Below are 14,644 nucleotides of genomic sequence, written 5' to 3' on the forward strand. Positions count from 1 at the left end.
GATGCCGGTCGTGCGCCGGTGCGCCGGAGCGCGTATGCGCGCGGTCCGGACACCGCGCGCGCGGCGGCTCGGCGACACGATTCGGCGTCCGGATCACGCCGCATACGGCGAACTGGACACGTCTGCACTGCTGCTGTACTGTTCCGCACAATTCGCGCCAGACCGGCCTGCGCCGGCGCTGCCGGCACCATGGCCGCGCGGTGGCGCGACGTGATCTCAATCCCGGGGACAGGTCGATGGACACGTTACAGATGATGCGCATTTTCGTCCGGGTGGCGGAAGAGGGCAGCTTCACGAGCGCAGCCCAGCGCCTGGACATCACGACGGCTTACGCATCGCGGTCGGTCGCGCAGCTCGAAACGCACCTGCGCACGCGCCTGCTCAACCGCAGCACGCGCCGCATCGCGCTGACCGACGCCGGGCAGCGCTATCTCGACCGCTGCCAGCGCATCCTCGGTTATATCGACGAAGCGGAAGCCGAGGCGGCCGACGCACAGGCAAAGCCGTCCGGGCGGCTGCATGTCCATGCGACGACGAGCTTCGGCCAGGCCTACGTGGTGCCCGCGGTGGTGCGCTACCGGCAGCGCTATCCATCGGTCGCGGTCGAGCTGACGCTATCGCAGCACGTGCCCGACATCATCGACGAAGGTTACGACGTGTCGCTGCAGTTGAGCGCGACGGAGTTGCCCGATTCGGGGCTTGTGTCGCAGCGGCTCGGCGAGGTGCACAGCGTGCTGTGTGCGTCGCCCGCGTATCTGAAGGAGCGCGGTACGCCGCGCACGGTGCGCGAGCTCGACGGCCATGCGTGCCTGCAGATCGTCACGCCCGTGTTTCCGCGCGACCGCTGGCACCTCGACGGTCCTGACGGCCCCGAGACATTCGACCTGCCGTTGCCGGATTTCCAGGTGAACATCGCCGATGCACTCGGCGCGGCGCTGCGCGCCGGCCTTGGCATCGGTTCGCTGCCGATGTCGTCGGCATTGCCCGCGCTGGCGAGCGGCTCGCTGGTGCGCGTGCTGCCCGACTACCGGCTGCAGAAGCTGACGGTCTACACGCTGTACGCATCGCGGCAGTATCTCGACGCGAAGATCCGTACGTTCGTCGATTTCCTGCGCGAATGCGTGCCCGAAATGCTGGCCACCGACGAGGCCGCACTGCATGCTTCCTGCAAGTCCTGAAGTCGAACCTTCGGTGTGTGAGTACGACGTCGCGCATCAATCACGTAAATAATACGTAGTCCTGTATTTTTCGCGGATATCGGCTGCATCCTCGAGGTCGACCCGGGCAATGACGCCCGGGTGACCGGCGTGCCGAACGCGTTCCCGATAACGCCGCCAGCTGTCGTCGGAAACGGCCACTCGTCGTGGACTTCAAAAACGAGAATCGTCTCCACTGCCGCAGTGCAGCGGATGACGCCCGCCGAATTCGCCTGTCAGGCAACGGAATCCGCCTCGCCTGACCATTCAACCAGGCCGGAAATCTCCCGTTCCAAGCGCGACTCATTCCGGTTCGGGGTCGGTTCCACCGACCCCACCGGGTGCATTTGAACTCCATTACAATCAGCCAAGCTGCGCCAACCGAAATGCGCGTAGGGCGGGGTTTCGAATCATTTCCTCCGAGGATTCTATCGAGGGGCAGTCGGCAAAATTGCGCGCCGGCGTGAATCAAATCACCGCTTCTCGCGACGAAAAACCCCTCGCGGAGCCCGCGGCACCCATGGCTCTCGATGCCAGATCACACCTATGAGCACACCAGACAACCGTGAGCCGCATCGTCGCCACCTCGTCGCCCTGGCGATCGACGACAACAGGCAGGCCTGGTACGAGATGGTCATCCCGTTCATCGTGTCGCTGCGCGCGACCGACTACCGGGGCCGTATCGGCGTCATCGGCTACGGCCTGTCCGCGGACAAGCAGCAACGGCTGCTGGACAACGGTATCGAGGTCTACACCGGGGTCGGGGCGGGCGCGTTGCCCTACGACCGCTACATCTCGGCGGCCGCGGTCTTCGACACGAGCCCCGAGCTGCGCACGCTCGCACTCTACGACGCCGACATCTGGTTTCCCGGACCGCACTTCGACATCTTCGACGTCGTCCCCGACGACGATCACCTGCATGTCGCGCCCGACGCACACTTCTGCGAATTCGTGACGAGCCCGATCGTCGGCGAGCGGAAGGAGGCGTTGAAGCGCCAATGCATTCAGGACGTACTCGACCGGCTGAAGCATCCGCTGCAGGCGGGGCTCGTCGTGGGCGGCCGCGTGGCCTGGGCGCGGTTCGCGCAGCACGTTCACGAACAGGCGGGAAAGATCGGCCAGGACTTTGCCGCGATCTACGGGCTCGATACGACGTTCCTGCATTTATGGGGCGGGCTCGGTCATGTTCGGCTCGTGGGTTGCGAGCACAACTTCGTCACGAAGTGGGGGCTTCACGAGCGGCACGATCTCGATACGGGGGAGGTCGTGCTCGAGCATCGCGGCGCGCGCATTCGCGGCCTGCACATGACCGGAGACATCCGTTACCTGAACCGCTGGCGCTATCTGAGCCGCGATGCGCAGCGCGCGATGGAACTCGGGCAGGCGTTTGCGCTGGCGCTCGAAGCCGACGCCCGGGAACAACCGGCCGCGCTCGATGCGCCGCACGTCGAGCGTTTCGCCGCGATCGGGCTGGCGCTCGTCGCCGCGCACGAGGACGTGCTGCCGAACCTGCCGCGTCTTGCCGCAGGCGTCTCGTTCCGGAATCCGCACGGCTGCTCACTCAATGCGTGGGCGCCCCACCGGGTCGAGTTCGCGGTGACGTGCGAGCGGGCGGAAATCGACGTCAGCCTGTCGCACCTGACCGGACAGCCGTCGGCCATGTGCGCCTGGATCGAACACAACGGCGAAATGCAGCCGCTGGCACTGCCTCACAGTTTCAAGTTCGACGTGAAGCAGAACGATCGGGTGGCGCTGAGTGCGCGCTCGCTGCCCGGGCAGGCGTGTCATGCCGCATGGGATATCGTGATGCGGGAGGCGAACGCATGATGTCGCAACGAAGGGCATTGGCACATCAGGTGTCGGGGCGGCTGGGATGACGCGATGAAGACACCAAACCTGCCCCGTCGTACAAGTTCCGGATCTACCGCATGAGTTGCGATCACATTTCCTTTCATTCGATTCTGTTGGCTCACCCGGCCGATGCCGTACTCGACAATCATCGCGCTTACTGCGCACGGCATGGATATACGCACACGGCGCATGCGATCGGCAGTCCGGGCAATAGCGATCGCATCCGTCTTTTATACAAGTACAGCCTGGCGAGAAAGGCGGTGGTCGCGGCGCGAGCCGATACGCTGCTGATCTTTGCCGACGATTCGGCGGTCATGTACGAGCCGCTTGCCGCGGATCGCGTGATCGGTGACGCGACGTACTGGATTGCCCAATGTGCGGTCCACAATCGCCCGGACGGGTGCTTCTTCATGCTTCGAGCAGGTCCCGCTGCACTGCAGTGGCTCGACGGTGTTCTCGACGTGCTGCGCGACCATGAAGCGGAATATGGTGCAAGCCGCTGGAACCACTTCGAGCTGGAGGGTATTCCGGCAACACCATACGACCAGCCTCTCGATGGCGCCGCATGGAGCAGCCTGCTCTTCATCCCCTTCGGCCACCATCTGCCCGAACACTCGGCCTTCGTGCTGTCGCTCAATCCGAGCGTACACAAGAACGTCCACGACGATCGAGTCACGAGCCGCCTTGTCGACTACCTCAATACGGTCCAGGCACGTGGCGGCCGGCTGTACGACGACGTCGACATGACACCGGTTTCCGGCGCGCCGTTCGAAGTCGTCAACCCGGGCCAGCCGTTCGCGTTGATCACGAGCTATACGCCGAACATTTCGCTGTACGCCGTCATTTCCGAGCGCAACATCACCGCCTACTGCCGGCGTCACGGCTACACGCACTACATCTACCGGGATACGCCGGCTCATCTGGATCGCAACGTAACGGGCAACTGGAACAAGGCTGCATTGCTGCTTCATCATTTCGATGCCCACCAGCAGGTGGGGTGGATCGATGCGGATATTCTGATTCATACTCCTCAACACCCGATTCACGAAGTCACAAGCAAGCAATCTTTCACGCTGGTGCGGGACATTTCCAACCATCGGCTAAACAGCGGCTTCATGGTTTTCTCCAACACACTCGAATGTCGCGCGTATCTCGAACGGGTTCAAGCGACCATCGATGCCGTGCCCGATAAACTTGGCGTCTACTCGTCGGGTGGAGACCAGATGGCATTTGTGTCCACGTGGGAGGCCGCGGGTGGAAACGCAACGATTCCGCTGTCGGACTGCGTCTCGTTGAACTCGCATCCGTCTCTCTATGATGCGGACAGTTTCATGATTCACTACATGGGCTATCCGGATCGCTTCCGCGCAGTCGTGATGCGATCGGATGCGTCGGATATCGACCGTCGTAATCGTGGTTGAGGTGCGGGACGCACTGCCTGCCCACGCTTCCCGCGGTTCCGGCGCCGCGGGAGTGGCGGCCGCGTTGCACACCGGTATCCGACGCGCTTGAATGGCGCGTCGGTTCGCGTGCGTTAGACGGCGAAAATCCGGCGCTGGTAGTCGAGGATCAGTTGATCGACGTCGTGGCTGGAGCGTCGCGGCTGGCTTTTCGGCTCGAGCCAGAGCCATCGCATCATCCGGTAACGCGCCTCGACGCACATCAGCCACGCGTCCCAGTCCGACCAGTGGCGAAGCAACGGGATGTTGCGAATGTCGCGCAACCCGTCGCGAATCTCGTACACGTGGAAATGCTCGCCGGCGCGCTGGCACAACGCATCGAACGCCCGTGCGGCTTGCTCCGGGTCGGAAAGCAGGAAATCGTGAATTTCGATGATGACGTGGCTGCCGGAGAGCTGTTCCAGCAGCGCATCGTCGAACAGCTCGAACTCCGCGCCCTCGATATCGCACAGGATGACCCGCTCGGCCGGCGTGCCGCCGTGTTCCGCCAGGATCGCCGGCAGGTTGCGATCGGCCTGGCCGTAGACGGCGACCCGGTCCGCCAGCCCCATTTCCGCTGCCCGATGCTGGATGGCCTGGCGGCGCTGTTCGTCCATCTCGAAACACAGGCTGCGCGCGAAGACGTTGTTTCTGACCAGGCCGATGCCGAAAATCCCGTCGGCCGCCCCCAGGTCCACCAGCACCTTTTCGGGAGATCCGAGTGCTTCGAGAATCGCGCAAATGGCGATCTCGTAGGTGCCGAGCAGGTAGCCGCCGACCGCAACCTCCGCCCATTGACTGACACCGACGGGATACCCGCGAAGGATGCCGTATTGGACAATCGAGCCAGTCTGCTCACGCAGCAACTGCGACAGATAGTGCAGCCGAAGATTCGCGGCTTGAATCGAGCTTTGGTTGAAGTACTGTGCGTGGTCCATTTTTCTCGTTCTCTCGGGATGAGGAGGCGCGTCGGAAAATGCGGCGATGGGGCGCTTGGGCGAATGCGCGGCGTATTGATTAGGATCACATCATAGCGTGCCTGTGAGTGGGAGTATGAATATGGCAAGCGTAATTTTCATCGTGGCCGCCCGTTCAGCGCTCTTGTAGTCGGGCGTCCGCAACGGTGCGTTGCGATACCGGAAGAGCGCGCTTCGTATGTCTCCCGAGAGATCGATCGCAGCCTGGATGACCCGGGGCGCGTGTCGACGATACTTTTGCATGCTTTCAGCACCCCCCACGACTCGCGGCTTTGCGATGGACATGAATCGGTCGTGCAGGCGTTTGCACGTCGGTATCCGGTGCAGCCGTGAAGCGTTGCTCGGGGAGGGCGGGCATCACGATGCAGCCGGCTGCTCCGGCGCCTGCGTCGGCAACGGCGACGAACGGGTAAGCAAGACAACGTGCAGGGGGAAGCCGTTGCCCCTGGTCGCGGCGGTTGCCCGACGCGAAAACGAAAACGCCACGAATGAAAATCCGTGGCGTTTCCGTTTCCTTTTTCCGCAGTCTACGTAGCCGCTCGCGTGGGAGGCGGCGTTACGTTACCCCTGCTGTTCCCAAAGCGTGCGGCCGAAGAACGTCAGCGTGCGATCCCACGCCATTTGCGACCACACCGGATCGAACTGCGTGCCGGCGATGCGGCCGGGGCCGACAGCCGTTTCGTTCGCGAATGCGTGATGCGCGAGATAGCGATGGAATTCGACATTGACCTTCGCATCGGTCAGCTTCTTCTCGAGCGCATCGACCTGGTCGATCGCGAAGAACGCGTCCTGCGTGCCCCAGTGACCCATCAGCGGCACCTTGAGCTTCGCCGGATCCAGGTAGTCGAGCGGCGGGAGGCCGTACCACGTGACGCCCGCGTCCGCATCGGCGAACTGCAGCGACAGCAGCGTGAGTGCGCCGCCCATGCAGTAACCCGTCACCGCGACACGAGAGGCAAGCGTCTTGAGATGCGTCACGGCGCCCGGAATGTCCTGCGAGGCCGCGTCACCGAAATCGAGCCCGGTCATCAGGTGGTGCGCTTCCTCTTCCTCGACCGTCGACTTGCCGCGATACAGGTCGGGCACGAGCGCGAAGTAGCCGCAGCGCGCGAGGCGATCCGCGACGCCGCGGATCTGGTCGTTCAGCCCCCACCATTCCTGAATGACGACGACCGCGGGTGCGCCTTCGGTCTTCGCCGGCGTGGCGAGATAGCCCTGCAGTTCCTGGCCGTCCGGGCGTCGAAACGTGATCATGGAACCGGATGTTTGAGACATGAAACCGCTCCTTTTCGAAAAATGCGATGAGTGCGGCATCGGGGCCGGCCTGCGGGCGCGGCGACGATCGGGCAAGCCGGGCGTCGTGGTTCCGCTCGCGTTCGTTTCGGCCGGCGCCGACCACGCGGCCATTCTATGCGCAAACACCGGCTGCCGTCGTGAACGAAGCCGCGCGGCACGCGACTCGCCAGATCGCATCGATCGGGGCGCGCAATCCGCTTCGGGAGCGGCCGACCGGAAAACGAAACACCCCGCCCCGACGAACGGGAGCGGGGTGTTTCGTTTGCTGCGCGCGTATCGGAATACGCGGTCGCGTGTCCGGCTTACTGGCCGAAATACACGGAGTCGCGGCCATCCTGCTTGACTGCGATCGCGCGGCCGGCGCGTACGCCAGCGGCGGCTTGTGCGCCGTAGCCGGTTTCATCGGCGTTCGTCACGCGGGCCTGGGCGGTCTGCAGCGCGCGCGGGTAATACTGATCGGAGACTTCGGGCTTGTAGCCGGCCTGTTCGAGCTGGACGAGTTCCGCGCGGACCTGGGCACGCGTCAGCTGGCCCGACGGATTCGATTGTGCCAACGCGCCGTACGAGGCGGACAGGGCGATTGCGGCGACGACAGCGTAGATGAACGACTTCATGATGACCTCCGGTTTCATTGATTTCGCGCTTCGCTTGTTGCGTTCAGCGGTTGATTGCATCGTAGCGATCGCGTTACCGGTCGGAAATACGCGTTCCAGCGAATAATTATTGCAACTGGGTAAACGATCCGGGGCGGCGGGGATTTCATCTGATGATTGCGAGGCTGTCCGGCGCTTGATAGGAACTGCGGACGGAGCCATGTGTGGGGCGATGCCGTCGATCGGTCGGGGCCACAAAATGATCAGTTAAATCGCATTCCGAAGTATTTGCGTGAGGCTGTTTCTATCGCTCGTGCCGTATTTGTGGCACACGGCCGCGTCACTCGACCAGGACTGCCTGCCGTTTCCGGTATTCAGCGGGGGTGATGCCGACGTGCCGGGTGAACGACCGCCTGAGCGTATCGACATTCGCGAAGCCGCATTTCGCGGCGACCTGTTTCGGCGTGTCGTGACCGTTCTCGAGCAAATGGCGGGCGGCCGAAATGCGGGTCGCCTCGACCCATGCGGCCGGCGTCATGCCGACTTCCGCGCGGAACAGGCGTGCGAAGTGGCGCGGGCTCATGCCCGCATGCTTCGCCATTTCCGCTACCGAATGCTCGAGTTCCGGATTCGCCGCGATCCAGCGCTGAACCTCCTGCAGTACCGAACGTCCGGCGGGGCGCGCCTCGCCCCTGCGGCTGAACTGGAGTTGTCCGCCCGGGCGCTTGAAGAACATGACCAGTTGTGCGGCGACGCGCCGCGCGATCTCGCGGCCGAGATCTTCCTCGACCAGCGCGAGTGCGAGATCGAGCCCGGCCGTGACGCCGGCGCCGGTGCGCAGTTTGCCGTCGCGCACGTACAGTGCGTCCGCGTCGACGGCGAGCGACGGATACGCTTCGGCAAGCGCATCGGCCGCAGCCCAGTGCGTGGTCAGGTGGCGGCCTTTCAGCAGGCCGGTGGCCGCGAGGATGAACGCGCCGGTGCAGATCGAGCCGTAGCGCTTGCTCTGCACGGCCGCCGCCCGCAGCCACGCGAGGACGTCGGTGCGCAGTGCGATCCGGCCGGCGCTCGGCGCGCCGGCGACCAGCAGCGTGTCGATGCGTTCAGGAATGTCGGGAACGATCCAGTCGGGCAGCAACTGCGCACCGGACGAACTGCGGATCGGACCGGACTCGCTGGCGATGATCCGCAACGTATAGAACGGCTTCCCGCATTCGGCGTTCGCTTGCGCGAAGACGTCGAGCGGTGCGGAGACATCGAGCAGTTGAACGCCCGGAACGGCGAAAATTCCTACGACCTTCGGCATGATCGATGGTGTGTCGTGTCGAACGTGACGGGTAGCAGTATAGAGGCGCCAGCGGCGCGCGATGCTCGCAGACGGACCTGTTTCCGGCGTTCTTCCTCCTGCGCGGGCACCGTGTCCGTTCGTCGCGCAAAATGGCAGGATTTGACGTAACACGTCTATTGGAGACAGCTGTCGGACGCCGGAGAATCGAGGGTGTTTTCAATGGAGGTCGATCATGACTGAGAACGTTGCAGGCATCACCATTCCCGATAGCCAATTGACGCGCGAAATCACCGAGCTCGTTCGCGATACCGCGTCTCCGTTGCTGTTCCATCATTCCAGCCGAGTGTTCTATTTCGCGGCGCTTGCGGGCCAGCGGCGCGGGCTGAAATACGATCCCGAGCTGCTCTACTGCGGCTGCATGTTCCACGACATGGGGCTCACGCACAAACACAGCAGCGCATGCGAGCGTTTCGAGGTGGACGGCGCCAACGCCGCACGCGATTTCCTGAAGGGCAAGGGCATTTCGCAGCAGGATATCGACGTCGTGTGGACCTCGATCGCGCTGCATACCACGCCGGGCATCCCGCAGCACATGCATCCGGTGATCGCGCTCGTCACCGCAGGCGTCGAGATGGATGTGCTGGGCCTGACGTATCCGGAATACAGCGATGTGGAGCGCGAGGCCGTCGTTCGTGCGCATCCGCGTACGCCGCACTTCAAGGAAGACATCATTCAGGCGTTCTACGACGGGATCAAGCACAAGCCTGACACGACGTTCGGCAACGTGAAGGCCGACGTGCTCGCCGACAAGGATCCGCATTTCCACGCAGGCAATTTCTGCAGCGTGATCCGGTCGTCCGCGTGGGCCGGCTGATTGCTCGCGGTATGGCGCACGATCCCGGATATTGAGGGGCGGTCGTGCGCGAAAAGTGAATCGGGGCTCCTGAATGGCCAAGTCGTGCGACTGTATATGGCAACCGCACGATCGAACCCGGGCACACGTGAACGCGGCACCGTCCGGCGATAACGCCATCATTCGGACAGCCGGCGCGGGCGGCCCCGCACCGGTGCAGGACGTCTGGCGCGATCGCGCAGTGATCCTCATGGCGCGGGCATCGCGACGACGCAGGTTCGGCTGGCGGCGGCGTCGAGGCAAGCGGGGGCGGGTTCGTGTTGCGGCATCGGCCGCGTCGCGGACCGAAAGGTACCCGTGTATGGGAGCGTAATTCGTAACGCTGCCGGATTTTCAACCGATACGAACGTTCCGATGAATTCCACACTTGATGACTTACCCGACAGCCCCTGTGTCGGTGTGTGCTCGACGTTGTTCGACGATGTCTGCAAGGGATGCGGCCGAACGGCCGACGAGGTCTCGCACTGGGTGTTCATGAATGATGACGAGAAACGCGCGATATGGGAGCGTATCCGGCACGAGTGCACGGCGATGCGGTTCCGTCGCGATGGACGGTGAATCGCCGGGGGCGGCGTTCCGGGTGATGCGGCACGCTTGAAGAACGTCCACTTGTTCTGATCGAACCGATCGACCTTGCCGGGAAGGATGAGCCGGCCAAATTGGAGAAAACGAAATCAGTTAAAAAGTTGTTACGTGACAACCGTACGACGTTTGTCTGGACTTTATATACTGAATAATTACACCCCATCCCCCGGGCGAATCTTCGATTCGCGGCCACAGAAGCTTGCCATCCATATGGATGGGGCACGTCGTCCTCGCCTCGCAGGCACCCGACGAGCACCGCAGGCACGCCCCTCGTCCGCATCCGCAGGTTGTCGGCAAAACGCCTATAATGATTGGGCAAATTGCCGGGAGAGGTCATGAGCACCATTGCTTTCCATCCTTCGGGCGTCGCGCATCCGCGTCAGGCCGAATTCACGATTCTCGAACAGCTGCTGGCGATCCCTGTCCGATCGGGGGCCGATCTTGCCGAGCTGGCGAGCGCCCGCATCGACGTCTCGGTGATCGACCGTCTGTCCGAGCGCGGGCTGAAATCCGACGAGCTGGCCTTCATCATTCCGCGTCGCACGCTGAGCCATCGTCGTCAGGCGCACGAACGCCTGTCGCAGGAGGAGTCCGACAAGGCGATCCGTCTCGCGCGCATCGTCGCGCAGGCGACCGCCACGTTCGGCGACCAGGAGAAGGCGATGGCGTGGCTGCGCAACGGGCTTCAGCGCTTCGGTGGCCGCACGTCGCTCGACATGGCGAGCACCGAGCATGGCGCGCGGCTCGTCGAGGAAGCCCTCACGCAGATCGACGAGGGGTACTTCGCTTGACGACGCTGTGGCGGATCAGCAATTTCGCCGACCTGAAAGGGATCGGCGGGTTGCGCGCCGGCGGGCGCTGGCATTTTGCCGGGCAGCCCGTCGTGTATCTCGCCGAGCATCCGGCGCTCGCCCTGCTCGAGACGCTCGTTCATTTCGAAATCGCCACGGTCGCGCAATTGCCGAGCGGATACCAGTTGCTTCGCATCGAGGTGGCCGATTCGGTCGATATCGCCGAAATCGCGGAGGGCGACGCGCCGGACGACTGGCGAACCAACGTCGACTGGACACGCAGCGCCGGCACCGAATGGCTGCACACGCAGCCGAGCGCGCTGCTGCGCGTGCCGAGCGTCGTCGTGCCGCACGCGCACAACTTCCTGCTGAATCCGCTCCATCCGGCCGCTTCCGAGGTCCGTATCGCCGAAGTCATGCATTCGCCGTACGACACGCGGATTCTGCGGCTGATCCAGTCGCCGCCGGGCGAATAGGGCGTCGAACGTCACGCGGCCCGCGCCGAGCGCGGGCGGGTTCAGCGCTCGTGCGCGGCGCGATCCGCGGCCGCATCGGGCGGCAGCGTTTGCCGGATACGCGTGACCGTCCGCGTGCTGACGAGACCGAGCATCGCACTGACGTCGGCATGCGCGTGGCCCGCAAGCAACTGGCGGCGCGCATACGTATTGCGCAGCACGCGCGGGCTCATGTCCGCCGCGTGGAAACCGATCGCGGTCAGCGCGTCGCGCACCACGAGCAGCAGGAACATGTCGTTCATCGCGCCGCCGCCGCGGGGCGCGGGAAACAGCAACGCGGAGGGAGGCGTGTCTGCCGAGCGCGTCCGCCATGCGGCGAGCGGCGCCAGCGCAAATTCGGCGAGCGTGATTCGACGCGCCGGCCGCGCCCGATCGCGCGGCACGGCGAGCGCAGGCGGCTGCGCGTCGAGATCGGGCGCGTCGCAGGTCGCCGCCCGTATCTCGGCCGACGTGATGCCGCTCGCAAGCAGCAGTGCGACGATCGCGCGATTCCTGCAGTCGGTCAGCGTGTCGTTTGCTTGCGGCTGCACGTGGCGCTGCAGCGCCGCGTCGGCATCGGGCGGCAGATAGCACGGCTCCGGTTCGCCTTCCGGCCAGGCGAGATCGCGCGTCGTCCGGCCGGCCGGATGGATCGTGCGCACGCCGATTTCGACCAGGTGCCGGCCCAGCCGGTCGATCAGCTTCGCGTAGCGCACGCGGGTCGACGTGCCGGGCGCGCAGGTGCGCTCGAGTTCCGCCAGGAAGGCCGCGACGTGGTCGGGGCCGAACGTGGCCAGCGACACGCGTCGTGCGATCAGATAACGCAGGAACCGTTCGAACATCGCGACATGCTGCACGACCGATCGCGGCGCGAACGGCCGGCGATCGGCGCCGGTCGCGGCGGTTTCCTGCCACGTGCGGAAGGCGCCAACGGGGTCCTGAATCCAGCGATTCGTATCCATGCACGATTTATAGCCGGACGCGGTCACGCCGGCAATCGTCCCGATGTCCTATTGGCCGCCCGGCCCGATGCAAGCGACGTGTCAGTGCGCGGTACGCGTGTCGTCGATGCCGTCGTTGTTCATCGTCAGGTAGACCAGCACGAGCAGCAGCGTGATGAAGAAGCGGAACGCATCCGGCACGCCGTTCCATTGTTTCGACATCCACATGCCGAACCACTCGCCGCCGACCGACATGAAGGCGACTTGCCACGTGAGGAAGCCGAGCGTCAGGCCGGCAATCGCATACGCCTTGGCCGCGCGGAATGCCGTATCGCCGGCGCGTCGCGCGTGCAGCAGGCGGACACCGCCGATCCAGCACAGCACGGCCGTCAGCGTTTCCATCGAGATGATGCCGATATAGCCGGCATGATGAACCCATGTCGTGCCGATTGCGCGATACATGATCCCGTTGCCGGGGAACGTCGTGTCCATCAGGAACACGTGATGCACGAACGCGAAATTCGTCGCGTAGTCGGTGAGGTTGCCGAACGCGACGAGCGAGGCGAAAAAGGCCATGGCAAGCACCATGGCTGACTTGGAGAGACGAACCATCATAATGGACTCCGAAATGAATGGGCAGGCGAAAGCGCGACCGCGCGGCGATCAGCCGGCGTTCGGGGCGATACCTGCGTGGGCGTGTCCGGCGGGGCCGGCGGTTTGCGTGCGTGGCACGGCGGCGCGGAGATCGGGACTGGAAAACCTGAAGCCGGGGCGGCGTCGAGGAGACGCACGCGCCGGCTGGATCGAGTGCCCGCGCCAGGAGGGAGCGGGGATTGTCGGTCGAACGACGGGAGCCGTCAAGCGGGGCCCGCGCGCGTGTCGCGCTGCCGGCCGGCGCCGTCAGGCGTCGCGCGAAGGCGCGGTTGCCGCTGCCGTTCCCGCCTGTCCGCTCAGTCGCGCCAGCGCAGCGAACGCCAGTTGCGTTGCAATGGCCGCGAGCGTGCCGGCCGCCATGCCGTTGCCGAGCACGATCTGCACCGGTGCGCCGAAATGGCGATACAGGTTCGGCACCAGGATCGGCGCGAGGCCGACGACGAGCGCGGCCGCGAGCGTGTACTGGTTGGCGCGCGCGTGCAGGTCGACGCTGGCGAGCAGCCGGATGCCCATCACGCCGATCATCGCGAACACCACCAGCGCGGTGCCGCCGACCACGGCGGCCGGAATCGCATACGCGAGCCGCGCGAGCGGCGCGAACAGCGCGATGACGATCAGGATCGCGCCGGCGGCAGCCGTCACGTAGCGTGAGCGCACGCCGGTCGTCTGCACGACACCGATATTCTCGGCGCTGGTCACGATCAACGGCGTGCCGAACAGCGCGCCGGCGAGCGACGCCAGCGCATCGCCGCGTATCGTCTTCGGCACGTCGCGCGACAGCGAGATTGCCTTGCCGCACGTTTCACCGACGGCGACCGTCTGCGCGGTGGCCTCGGCCATCGAGATCGCGGTGAAGATCAGCAGCGGCAGCGCGGCCAGCACGTCGAAGCGCGGCATCCCGAACGGCAGCCATACCGGATGGGTGAACAGCGGGCCCCGCCACACGTCGGCGAGCGCCGGCATCGCATCGAGCGCCCAGCCGAGCGTCGCACCGGCCATCAGGCCGATCAGCACCGCGAGACGCCCGAGCGTGCCGCGAAACGTACCGGCCACGACGACGGTAGCGACGATCGTGGCCAGCGCGAGGCCGAGCGCGCGCGGCTGGGCAAAGTCGGCCGAACCGGGCTGGCCGACGACGATCGCCGCGTAGATCCGGATCAGGTTGACCGACACGAGCAGCAGCATCGCGCCGACGACGACGCGCGGAAAGAGCCGCAGGCAGCGCGTGAAGACGGGCAACAGCACCCAGTAGAACGCGCTGGCCAGCAACGCCGAGCCGGCCGCCGTCGGCAGGCCCGATTGCGCGGCGATCCCGGCGAACAGCATCGTCGGCGCACCGCCGGGCACCATCACGAACGGCATGCGTGCGCCGATCGGCCCGGCGCCGAGCGATTGGACCAGCGTGCCGATCCCGCACGCGAAGAACGTCGCGCCGATCAGCTGGACCGTCAGGTCCGCCGGCAGCGCGAGCACTTTTGCAATCAGGAACACGGCCGTGATCGGGGACGCGGCCATCGACAGCACATGCTGCAGCCCGAACAGCGCGAGCTGCCAGGCGGGCAGCCGTGCGTCGACGGGTGTTGAGATCGGATCGTGCGACACGGCAGGCCCCTTCGAAGCGAACGG

Annotated in this window: 14 protein-coding genes; 7 read left to right on the plus strand and 7 right to left on the minus strand. The window is 64.9% G+C overall.

All coding sequences use genetic code 11. The annotated features are described in order from the left end of the window. Positions 1–236 precede the first annotated feature (236 nt). From CFB41_RS34485 to CFB41_RS34495, 3 genes are all read left to right on the plus strand, one after another. Entirely contained in the window at positions 237–1,178 is a 942-nt protein-coding gene (locus CFB41_RS34485; protein WP_089444616.1) for a LysR family transcriptional regulator, read from the plus strand. Positions 1,179–1,742: 564 nt separating this feature from the next. Next, entirely contained in the window at positions 1,743–3,023 is a 1,281-nt protein-coding gene (locus CFB41_RS34490; protein ID WP_089459708.1) for a hypothetical protein, read from the plus strand. 101 nt (positions 3,024–3,124) lie between these two features. Further along, positions 3,125–4,468 (plus strand): hypothetical protein, encoded by a 1,344-nt coding sequence (locus CFB41_RS34495; RefSeq protein ID WP_089459709.1) that lies wholly within the window; start codon positions 3,125–3,127, stop codon positions 4,466–4,468. A gap of 113 nt (positions 4,469–4,581) precedes the next feature. Here CFB41_RS34495 and CFB41_RS34500 read toward each other — a convergent pair whose 3' ends face one another. The 4 genes from CFB41_RS34500 to CFB41_RS34515 all read right to left on the minus strand — a co-directional run bounded on the left by CFB41_RS34500 (position 4,582) and on the right by CFB41_RS34515 (position 8,658). Continuing rightward, on the minus strand, positions 4,582–5,424 hold the full coding sequence (locus tag CFB41_RS34500; protein ID WP_089459710.1) for a hypothetical protein: 843 nt from the start codon (positions 5,422–5,424) through the stop codon (positions 4,582–4,584). 600 nt (positions 5,425–6,024) lie between these two features. Then, positions 6,025–6,738, minus strand: coding sequence for a dienelactone hydrolase family protein (locus CFB41_RS34505; RefSeq protein WP_089459711.1), 714 nt, complete (start codon positions 6,736–6,738; stop codon positions 6,025–6,027). Positions 6,739–7,061: 323 nt separating this feature from the next. Beyond that, a complete protein-coding gene (locus tag CFB41_RS34510; RefSeq protein ID WP_219847010.1) occupies positions 7,062–7,373 on the minus strand; it encodes a DUF4148 domain-containing protein in 312 nt (103 codons plus the stop codon). Between the two features lie 319 nt (positions 7,374–7,692). Beyond that, positions 7,693–8,658, minus strand: a complete 966-nt coding sequence (locus tag CFB41_RS34515) for a GlxA family transcriptional regulator (RefSeq protein WP_089459713.1) — start codon at positions 8,656–8,658, stop codon at positions 7,693–7,695. A 214-nt stretch (positions 8,659–8,872) separates the two neighbouring features. Here CFB41_RS34515 and CFB41_RS34520 point away from each other — a divergent pair, with 214 nt between their 5' ends. The 4 genes from CFB41_RS34520 to CFB41_RS34535 all read left to right on the plus strand — a co-directional run bounded on the left by CFB41_RS34520 (position 8,873) and on the right by CFB41_RS34535 (position 11,405). Continuing rightward, positions 8,873–9,514 carry an HD domain-containing protein gene (locus CFB41_RS34520; protein WP_011349307.1) on the plus strand — a complete coding sequence of 214 codons (642 nt, stop codon included), beginning with the start codon at positions 8,873–8,875 and terminating at the stop codon, positions 9,512–9,514. Between the two features lie 393 nt (positions 9,515–9,907). Continuing rightward, positions 9,908–10,111 carry a DUF1289 domain-containing protein gene (locus tag CFB41_RS34525; protein ID WP_089459714.1) on the plus strand — a complete coding sequence of 68 codons (204 nt, stop codon included), beginning with the start codon at positions 9,908–9,910 and terminating at the stop codon, positions 10,109–10,111. Positions 10,112–10,473: 362 nt separating this feature from the next. Next, positions 10,474–10,929, plus strand: coding sequence for an antitoxin Xre/MbcA/ParS toxin-binding domain-containing protein (locus CFB41_RS34530; RefSeq protein ID WP_089444624.1), 456 nt, complete (start codon positions 10,474–10,476; stop codon positions 10,927–10,929). After that, the gene (locus CFB41_RS34535) at positions 10,926–11,405 is read left to right on the plus strand and encodes an RES family NAD+ phosphorylase (protein WP_089444625.1); all 480 of its coding nucleotides are present in this window, start codon (positions 10,926–10,928) and stop codon (positions 11,403–11,405) included. Before CFB41_RS34530 ends, CFB41_RS34535 begins: the two co-directional genes overlap by 4 nt. Before the next feature lie 41 nt (positions 11,406–11,446). Here CFB41_RS34535 and CFB41_RS34540 read toward each other — a convergent pair whose 3' ends face one another. From CFB41_RS34540 to CFB41_RS34550, 3 genes are all read right to left on the minus strand, one after another. Next, on the minus strand, positions 11,447–12,385 hold the full coding sequence (locus tag CFB41_RS34540; RefSeq protein WP_089459715.1) for a tyrosine-type recombinase/integrase: 939 nt from the start codon (positions 12,383–12,385) through the stop codon (positions 11,447–11,449). Positions 12,386–12,466: 81 nt separating this feature from the next. Next, positions 12,467–12,979, minus strand: coding sequence for a DUF2165 family protein (locus CFB41_RS34545; RefSeq protein ID WP_089459716.1), 513 nt, complete (start codon positions 12,977–12,979; stop codon positions 12,467–12,469). 285 nt (positions 12,980–13,264) lie between these two features. Further along, positions 13,265–14,620: a uracil-xanthine permease family protein gene (locus CFB41_RS34550; protein WP_089459717.1), complete on the minus strand. Its 1,356-nt coding sequence runs from the start codon at positions 14,618–14,620 to the stop codon at positions 13,265–13,267. Positions 14,621–14,644 lie beyond the last annotated feature (24 nt).

It is taken from the genome of Burkholderia sp. AU33803 (assembly GCF_002223095.1).
GTDB lineage: Bacteria > Pseudomonadota > Gammaproteobacteria > Burkholderiales > Burkholderiaceae > Burkholderia.

Excerpts from the sequence above, each read along its gene's own strand:
- CFB41_RS34485 (WP_089444616.1), top strand. The coding sequence starts at position 237 with ATGGACACGTTACAGATGATGCGCATTTTCGTCCGGGTGGCGGAAGAG.
- CFB41_RS34490 (WP_089459708.1), top strand. The coding sequence starts at position 1,743 with ATGAGCACACCAGACAACCGTGAGCCGCATCGTCGCCACCTCGTCGCC.
- CFB41_RS34495 (WP_089459709.1), top strand. The coding sequence starts at position 3,125 with ATGAGTTGCGATCACATTTCCTTTCATTCGATTCTGTTGGCTCACCCG.
- CFB41_RS34500 (WP_089459710.1), bottom strand. The coding sequence starts at position 5,424 with ATGGACCACGCACAGTACTTCAACCAAAGCTCGATTCAAGCCGCGAAT.
- CFB41_RS34505 (WP_089459711.1), bottom strand. The coding sequence starts at position 6,738 with ATGTCTCAAACATCCGGTTCCATGATCACGTTTCGACGCCCGGACGGC.
- CFB41_RS34510 (WP_219847010.1), bottom strand. The coding sequence starts at position 7,373 with ATGAAGTCGTTCATCTACGCTGTCGTCGCCGCAATCGCCCTGTCCGCC.
- CFB41_RS34515 (WP_089459713.1), bottom strand. The coding sequence starts at position 8,658 with ATGCCGAAGGTCGTAGGAATTTTCGCCGTTCCGGGCGTTCAACTGCTC.
- CFB41_RS34520 (WP_011349307.1), top strand. The coding sequence starts at position 8,873 with ATGACTGAGAACGTTGCAGGCATCACCATTCCCGATAGCCAATTGACG.
- CFB41_RS34525 (WP_089459714.1), top strand. The coding sequence starts at position 9,908 with ATGAATTCCACACTTGATGACTTACCCGACAGCCCCTGTGTCGGTGTG.
- CFB41_RS34530 (WP_089444624.1), top strand. The coding sequence starts at position 10,474 with ATGAGCACCATTGCTTTCCATCCTTCGGGCGTCGCGCATCCGCGTCAG.
- CFB41_RS34540 (WP_089459715.1), bottom strand. The coding sequence starts at position 12,385 with ATGGATACGAATCGCTGGATTCAGGACCCCGTTGGCGCCTTCCGCACG.
- CFB41_RS34545 (WP_089459716.1), bottom strand. The coding sequence starts at position 12,979 with ATGATGGTTCGTCTCTCCAAGTCAGCCATGGTGCTTGCCATGGCCTTT.